The following is a 12,946-nucleotide window of genomic DNA, read 5'->3' as shown; positions in this document are numbered from 1 at the left end:
GCCCGAGCCGACCCGCTGGAAGCCGCTGCCGCGGCGCGCCTGAGGCTGCCCCATGCCCTTCGCCCTGCCGGACCTGCCGACCGTCCGGCGGCAGAACCGCGACTTCCTGGCCGCCTTCCTGGAGGGCGCCGACGCCTCGGTGCCGAATAGCGCGCTGCGCGTGCTCTCGGATCAGAACGCCGGCGGCGCGTTCCTGAACCTCAAATACCTCCAGTGGCTCGCCAAGAACTTCCTGCCGGACCTGGCGGAGAAGGGCTGGCTCGACCGTTGGGCCAACATCCTGTTCGGCGGCCGCAAGGCCGCGACCTTCGCCTCGGGCACGGTCACGGTGACCGGCACGCCGGGGACGAAGCTCGCGGCCGGCTCGGTCCTGGCGACCTCGGACGGCGTCCAGTACCAGACCGCGACCGACGTCTACCTCTCGGCCGCCGCGACGCCGGTCACTGTGACCTGCCTCACCGCCGGCGCGATCGGCAACCGCGACCCGGGCGCGCCGCTCTCGCTCACGGTCGCGGTCTCCAGCGTCGACGCGCAGGCGACCGTCGTCCTGATCGACGGCGGCGCCGACACCGAGAGCGACGACGACCTGCGCGTCCGGATCCTGCTGCGGATCCGCAACCCGCCGATGGGCGGGTGCGCCACCGATTACGAGCAGTGGACCCTGTCCCTGCCCGGCGTCTCCCGCGTCTGGGTCGCGCCCATGGAGATGGGCATCGGCACGGTCACGGTGCGCTTCGCCTGCGACGTGCTGCGGGCCTCGAACGACGGCCTGCCGACGCTCGACGACTGCGCGATGGCCAAGGCCTACCTCGACACGGTCCGGCCCGTGACGGTCGCGGACCTGTTCGTGGTCGCCGCGCTCCCGCAGGGGATCGTCCCGCGGATCCTCAACCTGTCGAACGACACGCCCTCGACGCGGCTGGCGATCGCGGCCGGCCTCCAGGCGATGCTCCTGGAGAAGGCCGCGCCCGGGCAGACGATCTTCGCCTGTTGGATCTCGGACGCGATCACCGAGGCCGTGGGTGACGCGACCTTCGACCTCGCCACCGGGGACTTCGCGATGGCCAACGCCGGCTCGATCGCCTCGCTCCGGCAGCAGTTCGGCGGCGGGATCGCGTTCACATGAGCGACGCCTTCATCCGGCGCGACGGCGAGGACTACGCGGAGGCGTTCGCGCGGCTCCTGCCCACCGGTGAGGCGTGGTCGCGCGATCCGGCCTCGACCCTGATGCAGCTTGTGCGCGGCCAGGCCGAGATCTGGGGCGCCGTGGTCGACCCACGCGCGGCCGATCTCCTGGAGATCGAGACCGACCCGCGCTTCACGCTGGAGCTGCTCACGGACTGGGAGCGGGCCTACGGCCTGCCGGATCCGTGCGTACCGGTGGTGCAGACGCTGCCCGAGCGCCGTCAGCGCCTCGCGCAGAAGATCGCCATGCAGGGCGGCCAGAGCCGCGCCTTCTTCATCGGCGTCGCGGCCTCGCTCGGCTACGCGATCACGATCAAGGAATACGTGCCCTTCCAGTTCGGGCTGTCGTCGTTCGGGGGCAGCCACGGCCGGCTCAACCCGCCCGGCTTCCGGTACTGCTGGTCGGTCACGGTCTCCGGCGCGCGCCTGACGCGCTTCCAGTTCGGCGTCTCCTCGTTCGGGCGCGATCCGCTCCTGTCGATCCGCAAGGCCGAGGACTTGGAGTGCATCCTCTCGCGCCTCAAGCCGGCGCACACGCTCCTGTTCTTCAACTATGGCGCCCCCGCCCCGACGGTGCGCCAGCAGCGCTTCTCGTTCGGCACCTCGACCTTCGGCGGCGATCCGCTCCTGCGCCTGATCGCGAGCTGACGCGCGCCCGCGCCAACCACCCGCTCACCTGACCCGGCCGCCCGCGCGGCCTCAACCGGCTCCCACCGGAGGCCTCGCCTTGCGCAAGCATTTCCCGCTCAACAGCAACGGCGCCGAGGATGCCGGGCAGCTGCCCTGGAAGGACGGTGTGCCGTCGACCGGCGTCGAGGGCTCCTACCCGGGACAGGCGCTGTTCACCGACTGCGAGGCCGAGATCCTGTCGGCAATCGACGCCGCCGGCCTCGTGCGCAGCGGCCTGGATCTGACACAGCTGATCCAGGCGTTCTCCCGCGGCATCTGGCTCGGCTTGTTCGGGGGCACCGCGACCGCGCTGACGGCGGCGCTGCCGAACTCGGTGGTGTTGCCCTCGCTGCAGGTGGGCATGCGGGTGCGGGGCATCGCGGCCTCCGACTACACCGGGCCCGGCGGTACGCTCGCGATCACCGGCATCAACGCCGCCGGCACGACGGTGAGCTACCCGATCGTCGCCTCGGACGGGACCGCGCTGCCGGCCGGCGCATGGAAGGCTGGGCAGTTCCTGACCTTCGACATCGATGCCTCCAGCAACGCGCGGCTGTCGGGCGGCGCCTCGACAAGCGGGAGCATCTCGCAGGCGCAGGCCGCGAAATCGCTCTTCAACGTCATTCCGTTTCAGAACACGACGCGCACGTCGATGAACGCCACCGGCGCGAACGTGCTGGTCACGCCGTGGAACGGCTTCATCTACAATAAGAAGTCGCCGACCTCGAATATCCTGATCATCGGCAACTTCCAGACCTTCACCCCGGGCAGTTTCGGCTGCACCCGCGTCCGGTTCACGGTCGGAAACCAGATCTTCGATACCGGCCTGTCGAACGGCGTCCTCCAGTCCGCGAGCGGCGCTGCCGGTTCTCTGGCCTTCGGCAACTCTCCCGTCATCCCGATCCGAAATCTGCCGGTGGGCGCGCAGAGCTGCGCGATGTCGTTCTTCCGCACCGATGGTGCGACTTGGACGACGGTCTTCAACCCGACGGCATCCGACGTCGCCGATTACCCGCCGACCAACACGGTGACGCTGCTCCTCATGGAGGTCGAGCCCTGATGACCACGCGCACGCCACTCCCCGCCCTGGATCCGGCGGGCAAGCCCTGGGATGAGGCCGTTCTGCACGGGATCGGGTCGGGCATGATCTTCACCGGACCGGATATCACCGGCGTCGAGATCGAAAATGCCATTGACCTGTCCGGCTACGCCGCCGCCTTGGCGGTCAAGGTCCAGGCCGATCTCGTCGCCTACGCGGCGACCAAGCGCTACGCGGTCGAAACCGGCGGCATCGTGGTCGGCGGCGCCAAGGTCGCCACCGACCGTGACAGCCAGGGCATGATCGGCAACGCCTTCGCCTACGTCACGGCCTCGGGCGCGGCATCCGTGCGGTTCAAGGCGGCGTCCGGCTGGATCGCGCTGTCGGCCGATCAGGTGAAGGCCTTGGCGCTCGCCGTCGGCGCCCACGTCCAGGCGGCGTTCGCGGCCGAGGACGATCTCGACGCCGCGATCAACGCCAATCCGCCCACCGTCACGACGTTCGCGCAGATCGACGCCGCGCCCTGGCCGGCCAACGCCTGACCCCGGCCTCCCAGACCCGTCCGCCCCGCGCCGCCTCCGGGCGGCTTTTTCGTGCCCGTCGCCCTGAGGTGCGCGCGTGTCGAACCTCGCCCTGATCCGACCGCAGCGGGTCGATTTCGACACGCAGCAGGCGTTCGACTGGCTCGACGGCCTGCCGCTGATCGGCACGCCCGGGCCCGGGGGGATCCTGGCCGGCGCAGCCAATGCCGGGAACGGTACGGCCGCACTGGCGACTATCGCCGCCGGCACCGCCTATGGGGCGCACACCGTCGCCGTGACAGCGCTGGCGGGCGGTTTGACTTACCTCAGCGTCACCGATCCGACGGGCTTGGTGACAGGTCAGGGCGTGGTCGGCCTGCCGCTCTACGCGGCCGGGATCTCGTTGACCGTCACGTCGGGCAGCACGCCCTTCGCGGTCGGCGACAGCTTCGCGGTCGCGGTCGTGCCGACGGCCCTCGACGTCACCGGCCTGCAGTTCGACCTCGACGCGCGCGACACCACGGATGCCGCGTCGATCGCCCTCCAGGCCACGAGCGCGGGCGCGAGCCCGACGATCGTCAGCGGCGGAGCAGCGGGCACGATCGCCATGGCGGTGCCGCGCGCGACCATGGCTGCGCTCCCGGCCAAGGCCGATGGCTACCCGTACGTGATCAGCGCCACCGACCCGGCCACGGGTCTGAAGGTGCCGGCCTTCTTCGGCCTCCTCCACCACACCGCCATCGTCGCGCAGATCGGACAGGGAGCCTGAGAGCATGGCCATCCGAGGCTCGTCGCTCGCCGGCGCGATCATCCCTGTCGGCGGTCCTGCTGGCCTTCCCGGCAAGGATGGCAAGGACGGCGTCACTCCCGACGTCTCCGGGCTTCTGCCCCGAACCGGTGACGGCACCGGGCTCTCGGTCACCGTCGGCGGCACCGCGCAGGCGCTTCCGGTTGCGATCGGCGCCCGGGTGCTGTCCACGCTCGTGGCCGCCTCCATTGTCATCGGCCCCGCACCGGCCGCCTTCCTGACCGTGCAGGCGGCCCTGGCGAGCCTCGACGGCCAGATCGTGGGGCGCACCGGGCAGATCGTAATCCAGCCGACCGAGGGGTTCCTCGAGCACGCCTCCACAGTCGCGCTCGATCGCTTCGACGCCGACCGCATCCGGATCCAGGGTCCGGCCCCGACCGTCACCACGCTGACCGGCGTCACCTCGGTGACCGGGGGGGCGGGCGCGTGGGCAGTTACCGCGACCTTCGGCTCGACCACCGGCATGGCGATCGGCGGCTTGGTGCAGATCACCCAGACGGTCGGGGCCTCGCCGCTGCACGTCCTGCACCGCGGTGCCTGGCGGGTCGCATCGATCACGAACGGCACCACCGCGGTCCTGACCAACACGGCCTACAATCAGACGCCGCCGACTGGCGTGACCGGCACGGCGACCATCAACAAGGCCCGCCTGCGGTTCGCCGTGGGCGTCAACGCCTTCGACATGACCAAGCTCGGCGGCCTCAGCAACGTCGACGTGCTCGGTCAGTTCACCAATGACGGCACGATCGGCGTCTGGAACAAGTCGAACGCCAACGGCTCGCACGGCACGCTGATCCTGGGTCCGAGCCTGGCAGTGGCCGGCTTCGGCGCCGATGGCGTGCGGGGGAACTACGGCGGCTCGGTCACCGCGACCAGCGTCATCGCCTCCTCGTGCGGCAACAACGGCTTCATGGCCCGCGACAGCGGCCAAGGCGCCCTGATCGGGTGCATCGGCTCTGGCAACGGCGCCTACAATCCCGGCGGCGGCGGCAATGGCCTGCTCTCGCAGAATGCGTCCTCGGTCTACGCGGGCAACTTCGAGGGCTACGGAAATGCCGGCGCCGGGCAGTTTGCGCGTACCGGCGCGAGCATCCTGAACCAGAACGGCCAGTCCGCCCGGGTCGTCGGCAACGCGGTCGGGTTCAGCGTCGTCTGGGGCTACCTCCAGGACGAGACCGGGATCGCTGCCTACAACGGCACCGACTATTACAACGACAACGGGCGCCTGTTCGTCCCGGCCGCATCGTCCTCGAATGCCCAGGGCAACGCGGTCTCGACGATCAACAATGGCGTGACGACGGCCAATGGCGGCTTCACCGTCACTGCGCCCCTCTACAACGCCTTCATCGCCAGCACGGGCGGTCGGGTCGACGCCTCGGGCTCGAACGTGGTGAGCGTGGGCGGCACGCCCTACTACGAGGATCTCGGCGGGACGATCGTCTCGACCGGCGCCGTAGGGATGTCCGGTCGCTTCAGCGTCGAGGCCGGTCGCATCATCAAGTCGGTTAGCGCCACGCCTTACACCACCAACGTCGACCTAACCGCGACCATCCCGCTCGACGACACGGTCCCTCAGTCGAACGAGGGGACGCAGATCCTCACCCTGACGATCACGCCGACCTCCGCGTCCAGCAAGATCCGGCTGCGGTTCCGCGGTGAGGGCTCGAAGTCGGCCGCCGGCGCCTTCATCGGCGCGATCTTCCGTAGCGGGCAGGCCGGCGCGATCCGACCGGGCTACGTGCAGATCCCCGGGGCGAACGCGACCGCCTCGCTGACGCTGGAGGTCGACGATGCGCCCGCGACCACGTCGCCCGTGACCTACACGGTCAATGTCGGGGCGGACAGCGGGGCGCTGCGGCTCAACGGCAGCGCGACCCAGCGGTTCTTCGGCGGCACGGCGGGCGCGACGCTCGTCGCCGAGGAGATCAAGGTCTGAACGTCGGCGCCACCTACCTCGTGCCGGTCGCCGATCCCGACGGCACCCGGCCCGGCCATACGGGCGTGACCGCCGCGTGGCGGGTCGGCGCGGTGCCGGCGGGGCTGTACCAGCACGAGGTCTGGGTCACTGAGGTCGGAAAAGCGCCGTACCCGGTGACGATCGGGCCGGTCGTGATCCGTGGCACCGTGAAGGGCGCCGCCGCCTGACGCCCGACCGTTCCCGAAGATTTCGGGAACGGAGGCGGCCCGCCGCGCCCCGCGCTCAGCGAAGCCAGGCGATGATAAACAGGAGCGCGCGGGCGAGCTCGGTCACGGCGAACCACGTGCCGAACACGATCCACGCCGCGGTGGCACCGAGACCGACCACGAACAGAACCACCGCGAGCAGCTCGCGCAGCAGCCCCCACTGACGCGTGATCCATCCCGCCATCGCCGTCTCCCGGTGAACGGCATCGCGTGGCCCGAGGCCTGAGGCATCGCTTCTAGCGGTCGATCGGTCGCCCGCCGCCTACCCCTTTCGATCCATCGGAGACCACCATGATCCTCCAGCGCCTCGCGCTGCGGGCGGCGATCGCCTGCGCGCTGCTGCTCGTGCCCGGCCACGTCCGGGCCATGGACGGCATCGCGTCGACCTATGGCCACGAGATCTTCCGCATCAACCCGAAGGGGCTGACCGCCAACGGCGAGCGGTTCCAGCCGATGGGCCTGACCGCGGCGATGTGGGACGTCCCGTTCAACACGCGGCTCCGGGTCACGCATCTCGCCACCGGCCGGAGCATCGTGGTCCGGATCAACGACCGCGGCCCGCATCGTCGGCTCCGCCGGCTGATCGACCTGTCGACCGGCTCCTGCCGGGCGCTCGGCGCGTGCGGCCTCGCCCGGGTGCGGGTCGAGGTCCTGCCGCACGGACGGCGCGTGGCGGACGCGCGCTGAGGCGGGCCCGACGCATGGCGGCGATCGTCGCCGCCCTGGTGGCCGGCGCGCCGGCCGCGGCCGTCGCCCGCCCGCGCATCCCGCACCTGCCGGCCCGGCTCAGTGCCGCGAGCCCCCTGGCCGCGGCGCCGATCGCGCCGAACGGCCTGCTCATCCACGACGCCGGCCGGCTGCGCACCCTCGAGCTCGACGAGCTCGCGCCGCTGCGCCTGCGCCTCTCGACTCCGTTCTGAGGACCTGACCGATGACCGACTGGAAGCGGATCCTCCCCGCCGTGGCGCCGCGCGCGCGCGCCGACGTCATCGCGGCGTTCGTGGCCGCCGACGACCGGATTGCGGCCGCCGAGATCACCACGCCCCTGCGCATCGCCCACTTCCTCGCGCAGCTCGCCACGGAATCGGGCGGGATGACGCGCCTCGAGGAGAACCTGTTCTACACGGCCGAGCGGCTGTGCGTGGTGTGGAAGAAGCGATTCCCGACGCTCGCGTCCGCGCGGCCGTACGCCGGCAACCCGAAGGCGCTCGCCGAGAAGGTCTACGGCGGGCGGCTCGGCAACGTGAAGCCCGGCGACGGCTGGCGCTACCGCGGCGGTGGCCTGATTCAGAACACCGGTCGGGCGAACTACCGCGACGCCGGGTTCGAGGCCGATCCCGACCGGCTGCGCACACCCGCCGGGGCGATCTCGGCCGCGCTGACCTACTGGACGGACCACGACTGCAACGCGCTCGCCGATGCCGACGACGTCGCGGCCCTGCGCCGCCGCGTGAACGGTGGGGACATCGGCCTGCCCGAGTGCCGCGCCTACCTCGGCAAGGCGAAGGCGGCGCTACGGGTCATCCCGGCCCAGGCGAAGCTGAAGGCGCTCCGCTACCCCGTCGGTGCGGTCGACGGCGAGCACGGCGACCGGACGACGGCGTCCGTGCAGCTGCTGCAGAAGAAGGCCGGTCTGCCCGTCACGGGCGAGCTCGACGACGACACGCTCGCCGCGCTCGACACCGCCGAGCCGCTGGCCGCGCCGGCGAAGGACGCGAACCTCGCGCGTAGCCGCACCATCCAGGGCGGCGCGGTCGCGGCCTCCTCCGGCACCGGCCTGACGATCGACAACGCGATCGAGCTCAAGGAGCAGCTGGAGCAGGCCAACAGCCAGATCCAGGCCGGCACCGTGCTGGGGCTGATCGTCGGCGTCGTGATCGTCGCCGGCGCGCTCTACGCCCTCTACGCGCGCTGGGACGATGCCGGCCGGCCCGTGCCGGGCTTCCTGGCGCGCCGCTTCCCCCGTCTCACCGGAGCGCGCGCCTGATGTTCGACTTCTCCTGGACCGGCATCCTCATGGCGGTCGCGTCCTTGCTGTGGGCCGCAATCTCGCCGGTGACGCTGAAAATTCTCAGCGCCGCCCTCGCCCTCCTGGTGATCGGGCGGATCGTTCTGCCCGCGCGCCTGCGCATCGTCACCCAGACGGCCGCCGCCGGCGTCGCGGCCTTCGCCTTCTGCTGGCAGGTCGCCGTGAACGACGGCGCGCGCCGCATGCTCGGGCACGATCACGCCGTGGCGCTGAAGGCCGAGCAGCTGCGCGCGGAGAAGGCCGAGGCGATCACCCGCGAGGCGGTCGAGCTGCGCGCCCGCGACCAAGCTGACCGCCAAGCCGACCTCTCCAAGATCAAGGAACTGACCGATGCGCTCGCCCGTGATCCGCGCCGCGATGGCGTCTGCCTGCCTCGGCTTTGGTCTCAGCGGCTGCGCAAGCTTTAGGGCCGCGCCGCCCGCGATCGATCCGCTCGCGCCGGCCGACATCCGGGTCACGCTGCCCGAGGCACCCGAGGGCGTGACCGACTGCCTGCGCCAATCCTTCCCGGAGATCCCGGATCGATCGCTGACCCGGGGCGACGTCGTGCGCATCATCGGCCGAGCCAAGTTGCTCGACCGGGCGAAGGCGGCGTGCGGCGGGCGGGCGCTTGCCTGGATCAACGCGGTCCAGCGCGACTTCGCCAAGCCCTGACCGGCGCGGCCTGTCCGGCCGTCCGTTGCCTCTCATCCACCGAACGCAAGCCGGTTTGTCTCTCACGAGAGGCCGGTCCGCTTAACACAACGCGCGACCGGAACACCGGCGCGCGGCTCTCCGGCCTTGGGGGCCAGGATTATGACCGCACAGCTCCAACAGCAGCAGATGCTGGGTCAGCAGCAGCCTGTGATGGGCAACCTGGAGGCGCGGCTGGAACGGCAGGAGACGCGCCTCGACGGCTTCGGCCTGACCCTGGACAACGTCGGCAAGGCCGTCGGCGCCCTGAGCGACAAGCTCGATCGCCGCAGCGCCACCCCCTGGGCCGTGATCTGGGGCGCGATGGGAACCTGCGTCACCGTCGCCGCGCTGATCGGCGGCCTCGCGTTCTACCCGCTGAAGGACGGGCAGGCCGACCTCAAGAGCTCGCTCCTGCTCATCCAGGACAAGGCCGACAAGCGCATCGAGGGGCTGGCCGCGAACCAGGTCACCCGGGCCGAGCACGAGGTGCACTGGCGCAGCCAGGACCGGGACTACGACTTCATGCGCGACCGCATCGGCCGGGTGGAGAACCGGGCCGTGAAGGGCCTCGACGAGATGAAGGCGCGGCTCGATCGAATGGAGGATCGCGTCGTCTCCCGCAGCGAGGTGCTTGCGCGCAACGACGCGCAGGATCGGGTCACCAGCATGCTGCGCGGCGAGGTCGACGAGCACGTCCGGGCCTTCAACGACCGGCAGCAGCGCCGGATCGACACGCTGGAGGCCGCGCCGCGGCGGTAGCGCTGATTTCTGTCACGGGCCGTCGATTTTCGTCACGGCGGCCCGGCGGCCATCGGAATTTATCACGGGCGCCCTGGCTTCGGCCGGGGCGCCTTTCGTCGTTTCTGAGCTAAGCACGCAGTTCTATCAACGAGCCTCCGGCTCCTTGAGCTGACTGCTCTTGAGTTCATTCAATTGCAATCTGAATGCAGCCAGAAAAGTTGTGCATAGTTCGTCAAATTCTTCCGCATCATTGTCGCTCAAAGCCTTTTCGTCAGCAAAATGCGCCATGTGGCTTAGATCTCGTATAGTCGAATAAACCTTGTACAGTGGATACGAGCTCTCGAACCTTTTAAGATCATGAAAGATAATATCTGCGGGTATCTTGCGTTTTTCCAGGGGCAATTGCGCAATCATCAACGACATTTGATTTTCAAGTTCGGTGTATCTGTCGCGGATTTTATCTCTCGGCGTATCTATCCGTGGTTTAGGCGCTATAAGCACGGTCGCGCCCTCTTCCTTCTCAACGATAGTGTCCAACTTGATTTGCGCCTCGCGTACCTCGTCACGAAATTTGGCGCCTCCGCCTCCAGGTAGTGATATTTCCTGCAGGCGCTTCGCGAGCGCGCTCAATTGGTGTCGAAGCAAATACAAAAGATAGATCACGACTAGAGGCCAAGCTAAAGATCCTACGATGGCTGATATAAATTGAAGAATATCCACAACACGCTCGCTCTTATAATCAAAACGCTGCCCGCCCGGTCCGCCGGCGCGGGCTATTTCGTGCTTGGTATCCCGGCGCGGAACAGCTCGCTCGCCGGCATCCGCACGGTCCGGTAACCGCGGGACGCCATCCTGACGCCGAGCCAAGTTGCGTATCGGCTCGGCTCACACGCTGGTGAGATCGGACGCTCCCCCGCCCCGTGATCAGATCGGGGCGGGGCCGAGTTGTTTATTGGCGCATTGAAAGTGCGAAGCCAAGTGCATTCAGTCGATCTTCCGGCCAGCCATTATATGGATCACTCCCCTATCCAAATCACTTCCGCCTTCTGCAAGCCCTTTCCAATCTTCAATTTCAAGTATTGTCTTTATGCCGTGCGCATTAAGCGCTTGCGTTAGGGATTCTGCTGGCTGTTTTAGAGTTTCCACTGAGGACGAGTGAATAATGATAACTACATTCTTGGATGAAGTTGTGCCTACGTATTTCCCATTGCCTGCTTTGTAGCGCATCGTATTGCCGCTAAAATCTTCCATTACCCACTGGCCGCCTATTAGTGCGCCGCCAATAGATAATATGAGATCTTCTGTCTCGGGATCACCATAGGTGTAAGCTAGATCAAATTTCGTTCCAGGATATGCTTGTGCCCAAGAGGCGACAGATAACTTTTGTTCCTGATCGAGAGTTCTAGGTGCTTTGATGCGGGCAATCTCTAAGTTCAGCTCGCCTACTCTCACTTCCAACGCAGCGGCGCGCTCACGCGCTTCTGCCGCATCTTTCTCGAGTTGACCGGCTCGTTCATTGCCACGCGCAGCTTCCTTGTTCGCTTCGCCCGCGCGCTCGTCAGCTCGGGAGGCACCCTCTCTAGCCCTCTCCGCTTCAGCGTTGGCACTCGCCGCCTTTGCCTCGTTTGCGGCAATGCGCTCGTCGCTGTACCGTTCTTTGACCGAGCCCATCCAAACTACGCCTAAGGTGCCCAGCAGGACCGCGGCAGCACCCACGCTGAGCACGACGTTTGCGATGTCAAAAAGGAAGTTGGCGAGAGGGGAGGAGATAGTCGGCATGGACATCTTCAACCTCATCAGCATCTTCCTCGTGATGCTTCTAGGGCTTGGGGCGATCGCAACGTCCATCGCCGTAAGCGTGCGTTCTTGGCGGCGCTGGAGACGCAGCGAATTGGCCCAGCGCAGTCGGGATGGAGCCTACTAGGCTTCACATTCCAGTAGAAAAACCCGATCATTACATCATCCATCGGCTGAGTCGCATCTCCGAGGATGACCGGGCCGGGCCGCTGTCACAAGCGCCCGGCCCAGCTTTTATTAACCTCAGGTGCGTACCGCGGCGGTCATGTCCGACCTCCCGCCCGCCGTCGCCTCCTGGCGCGACCAGATCGAGCGCCTGTCCGAGCACGCCTCGCCGTGCCGCTATCTCCTGCCCACAAAGTGGCCGCCCATGCGGGCGAACGCGTTGGCTTTCATCGACGAGTTCGGCGCCGAGGCGCACCGGCTCGGCTGGACCGCGCCGCAGTTGTTTGGCGTTCATCCGGAGCACGGCTTCCTGCGTGTGGAGTATGCCGGCGCCCTGATGGTCAACGACCGGCCGGTGGTCGGCGTCGAGCCGGACCGGATCGTGTTCGATCGCTTCTCCGGCTACCGGACGAAGCCGGGCCAGACCTGGGGGCCGCCGCTCTGGGAATTTGCTGCGAAGGGGCGCGGCTGATCGCGCCTGTGATCTGCGAGGATGTCGGGGGCAACCGCGATGTGAGCCGGCGCAGGATGTTGCGCTGGGCAAGCCATTAACGCCTCAGGCCTTTCCCGAGCGCAAGGTGCCGGCATGTCCACTTGCATACCGAGCCGACCATGCATTTCGAAATCCGATCGACCGGCCGCCACCTTTGGACCTGGGTGCTGCTTGACGCGACGCATCTGACGGTGATGGAATCGGACCGGACATTCCCGTCCGAGGCACAGGCATCCGCCGCCGCGCTGGCCTTCTCGAAGCTCGTGACCCGAGCCGGGAAGACGCTGACCGCGCCGACATCGGGTGGCCTGCTCTAGTCGCTGCGCCGGCCGTCAGCCGCCCTGCAGGCTTTCAGCGAAGTCGTCTGGGATCTCGCCCCACTGGCCGAGGATCGTGACGCCCTCCAGCTCGCCGGTCTCGTCGTCGGCCACCACCTTCAGCGCCGCCGCCCCCGGCATCCGCTTCGCGAGGTTCTCGGCCTTCTTGAGTGCGCCGCTCTCGGTCTGCGCGGGTTCCTGCCGGGCCGGCCGCAGCCGCTTCCGGTGGACCTCGAAAGGCTGCACCACGAACGCCGTCTTCATCGCCATCTTCGTCCCCCGTTCGTCCCGACCCTTCAAACGCTCTTCGCCGACCGCGATGG

The 12,946-nt window shown here is 68.2% G+C and carries 19 protein-coding genes; 15 read left to right on the top strand and 4 right to left on the bottom strand.

Annotated features, from left to right (window positions below; translation table 11 throughout):
* Positions 1 to 52: 52 nt before the first annotated feature.
* The 7 genes from ACLBX8_RS07955 (at position 53) to ACLBX8_RS07925 (ending at position 6,367) form a co-directional block, all read left to right on the top strand.
* Positions 53 to 1,126 (top strand): baseplate J/gp47 family protein, encoded by a 1,074-nt coding sequence (locus tag ACLBX8_RS07955; protein ID WP_447714878.1) that lies wholly within the window; start codon positions 53 to 55, stop codon positions 1,124 to 1,126.
* Entirely contained in the window at positions 1,123 to 1,833 is a 711-nt protein-coding gene (locus ACLBX8_RS07950; RefSeq protein ID WP_447714877.1) for a YmfQ family protein, read from the top strand. The genes ACLBX8_RS07955 and ACLBX8_RS07950 overlap by 4 nt, the downstream gene beginning before the upstream one ends.
* Positions 1,834 to 1,912: 79 nt before the next feature.
* Positions 1,913 to 2,914, top strand: a complete 1,002-nt coding sequence (locus ACLBX8_RS07945; protein ID WP_447714876.1) for a hypothetical protein — start codon at positions 1,913 to 1,915, stop codon at positions 2,912 to 2,914.
* Positions 2,914 to 3,435: a DUF4376 domain-containing protein gene (locus ACLBX8_RS07940; protein WP_447714875.1), complete on the top strand. Its 522-nt coding sequence runs from the start codon at positions 2,914 to 2,916 to the stop codon at positions 3,433 to 3,435. Before ACLBX8_RS07945 ends, ACLBX8_RS07940 begins: the two co-directional genes overlap by 1 nt.
* 76 nt (positions 3,436 to 3,511) lie before the next feature.
* Positions 3,512 to 4,183, top strand: a complete 672-nt coding sequence (locus tag ACLBX8_RS07935; protein ID WP_447714874.1) for a hypothetical protein — start codon at positions 3,512 to 3,514, stop codon at positions 4,181 to 4,183.
* Between the two features lie 4 nt (positions 4,184 to 4,187).
* A complete protein-coding gene (locus ACLBX8_RS07930; protein ID WP_447714873.1) occupies positions 4,188 to 6,158 on the top strand; it encodes a hypothetical protein in 1,971 nt (656 codons plus the stop codon).
* A gap of 20 nt (positions 6,159 to 6,178) precedes the next feature.
* Positions 6,179 to 6,367, top strand: coding sequence for a hypothetical protein (locus tag ACLBX8_RS07925; protein ID WP_447714872.1), 189 nt, complete (start codon positions 6,179 to 6,181; stop codon positions 6,365 to 6,367).
* 55 nt (positions 6,368 to 6,422) lie between these two features.
* Here ACLBX8_RS07925 and ACLBX8_RS07920 read toward each other — a convergent pair whose 3' ends face one another.
* Complete coding sequence (locus tag ACLBX8_RS07920) at positions 6,423 to 6,590, bottom strand: hypothetical protein (RefSeq protein ID WP_447714871.1); 168 nt, start codon at positions 6,588 to 6,590, stop codon at positions 6,423 to 6,425.
* Positions 6,591 to 6,697: 107 nt separating this feature from the next.
* Between ACLBX8_RS07920 and ACLBX8_RS07915 the strand changes: the two genes are divergently transcribed.
* From ACLBX8_RS07915 to ACLBX8_RS07890, 6 genes are all read left to right on the top strand, one after another.
* A complete protein-coding gene (locus ACLBX8_RS07915) occupies positions 6,698 to 7,093 on the top strand; it encodes a septal ring lytic transglycosylase RlpA family protein (protein WP_447714870.1) in 396 nt (131 codons plus the stop codon).
* A 14-nt stretch (positions 7,094 to 7,107) separates the two neighbouring features.
* A complete protein-coding gene (locus tag ACLBX8_RS07910; protein ID WP_447714869.1) occupies positions 7,108 to 7,326 on the top strand; it encodes a hypothetical protein in 219 nt (72 codons plus the stop codon).
* A gap of 11 nt (positions 7,327 to 7,337) precedes the next feature.
* Positions 7,338 to 8,393: a peptidoglycan-binding protein gene (locus tag ACLBX8_RS07905; protein WP_447714868.1), complete on the top strand. Its 1,056-nt coding sequence runs from the start codon at positions 7,338 to 7,340 to the stop codon at positions 8,391 to 8,393.
* A gap of 29 nt (positions 8,394 to 8,422) precedes the next feature.
* Positions 8,423 to 8,842 carry a hypothetical protein gene (locus ACLBX8_RS07900; protein ID WP_447714867.1) on the top strand — a complete coding sequence of 140 codons (420 nt, stop codon included), beginning with the start codon at positions 8,423 to 8,425 and terminating at the stop codon, positions 8,840 to 8,842.
* Positions 8,778 to 9,089: a hypothetical protein gene (locus ACLBX8_RS07895; RefSeq protein WP_447714866.1), complete on the top strand. Its 312-nt coding sequence runs from the start codon at positions 8,778 to 8,780 to the stop codon at positions 9,087 to 9,089. Before ACLBX8_RS07900 ends, ACLBX8_RS07895 begins: the two co-directional genes overlap by 65 nt.
* A gap of 141 nt (positions 9,090 to 9,230) precedes the next feature.
* On the top strand, positions 9,231 to 9,869 hold the full coding sequence (locus ACLBX8_RS07890) for a hypothetical protein (protein WP_447714865.1): 639 nt from the start codon (positions 9,231 to 9,233) through the stop codon (positions 9,867 to 9,869).
* A gap of 126 nt (positions 9,870 to 9,995) precedes the next feature.
* Here ACLBX8_RS07890 and ACLBX8_RS07885 read toward each other — a convergent pair whose 3' ends face one another.
* A complete protein-coding gene (locus tag ACLBX8_RS07885; RefSeq protein ID WP_447714864.1) occupies positions 9,996 to 10,718 on the bottom strand; it encodes a hypothetical protein in 723 nt (240 codons plus the stop codon).
* Positions 10,719 to 10,835: 117 nt separating this feature from the next.
* Positions 10,836 to 11,636: a hypothetical protein gene (locus ACLBX8_RS07880; protein ID WP_447714863.1), complete on the bottom strand. Its 801-nt coding sequence runs from the start codon at positions 11,634 to 11,636 to the stop codon at positions 10,836 to 10,838.
* Positions 11,637 to 11,913: 277 nt separating this feature from the next.
* Here ACLBX8_RS07880 and ACLBX8_RS07875 point away from each other — a divergent pair, with 277 nt between their 5' ends.
* On the top strand, positions 11,914 to 12,285 hold the full coding sequence (locus tag ACLBX8_RS07875) for a hypothetical protein (RefSeq protein WP_447714862.1): 372 nt from the start codon (positions 11,914 to 11,916) through the stop codon (positions 12,283 to 12,285).
* A 140-nt stretch (positions 12,286 to 12,425) separates the two neighbouring features.
* The gene (locus ACLBX8_RS07870) at positions 12,426 to 12,623 is read left to right on the top strand and encodes a hypothetical protein (RefSeq protein WP_447714861.1); all 198 of its coding nucleotides are present in this window, start codon (positions 12,426 to 12,428) and stop codon (positions 12,621 to 12,623) included.
* Between the two features lie 15 nt (positions 12,624 to 12,638).
* On the opposite strand, the gene ACLBX8_RS07865 is transcribed toward ACLBX8_RS07870, so the two are convergent.
* Positions 12,639 to 12,893, bottom strand: a complete 255-nt coding sequence (locus tag ACLBX8_RS07865) for a hypothetical protein (protein WP_447714860.1) — start codon at positions 12,891 to 12,893, stop codon at positions 12,639 to 12,641.
* Between the last annotated feature and the right edge of the window lie 53 nt (positions 12,894 to 12,946).

It is taken from the genome of Methylobacterium sp. D48H, assembly GCF_053345715.1.
This window is presented reverse-complemented; position numbering and strand designations above follow the sequence as displayed.

Coding starts and splice junctions, on each gene's coding strand:
- ACLBX8_RS07955 (WP_447714878.1), top strand. CDS start 53: ATGCCCTTCGCCCTGCCGGACCTGCCGACCGTCCGGCGGCAGAACCGC.
- ACLBX8_RS07950 (WP_447714877.1), top strand. CDS start 1,123: ATGAGCGACGCCTTCATCCGGCGCGACGGCGAGGACTACGCGGAGGCG.
- ACLBX8_RS07940 (WP_447714875.1), top strand. CDS start 2,914: ATGACCACGCGCACGCCACTCCCCGCCCTGGATCCGGCGGGCAAGCCC.
- ACLBX8_RS07930 (WP_447714873.1), top strand. CDS start 4,188: ATGGCCATCCGAGGCTCGTCGCTCGCCGGCGCGATCATCCCTGTCGGC.
- ACLBX8_RS07920 (WP_447714871.1), bottom strand. CDS start 6,590: ATGGCGGGATGGATCACGCGTCAGTGGGGGCTGCTGCGCGAGCTGCTC.
- ACLBX8_RS07915 (WP_447714870.1), top strand. CDS start 6,698: ATGATCCTCCAGCGCCTCGCGCTGCGGGCGGCGATCGCCTGCGCGCTG.
- ACLBX8_RS07910 (WP_447714869.1), top strand. CDS start 7,108: ATGGCGGCGATCGTCGCCGCCCTGGTGGCCGGCGCGCCGGCCGCGGCC.
- ACLBX8_RS07905 (WP_447714868.1), top strand. CDS start 7,338: ATGACCGACTGGAAGCGGATCCTCCCCGCCGTGGCGCCGCGCGCGCGC.
- ACLBX8_RS07900 (WP_447714867.1), top strand. CDS start 8,423: ATGGCGGTCGCGTCCTTGCTGTGGGCCGCAATCTCGCCGGTGACGCTG.
- ACLBX8_RS07890 (WP_447714865.1), top strand. CDS start 9,231: ATGACCGCACAGCTCCAACAGCAGCAGATGCTGGGTCAGCAGCAGCCT.
- ACLBX8_RS07880 (WP_447714863.1), bottom strand. CDS start 11,636: ATGTCCATGCCGACTATCTCCTCCCCTCTCGCCAACTTCCTTTTTGAC.
- ACLBX8_RS07875 (WP_447714862.1), top strand. CDS start 11,914: ATGTCCGACCTCCCGCCCGCCGTCGCCTCCTGGCGCGACCAGATCGAG.
- ACLBX8_RS07870 (WP_447714861.1), top strand. CDS start 12,426: ATGCATTTCGAAATCCGATCGACCGGCCGCCACCTTTGGACCTGGGTG.
- ACLBX8_RS07865 (WP_447714860.1), bottom strand. CDS start 12,893: ATGGCGATGAAGACGGCGTTCGTGGTGCAGCCTTTCGAGGTCCACCGG.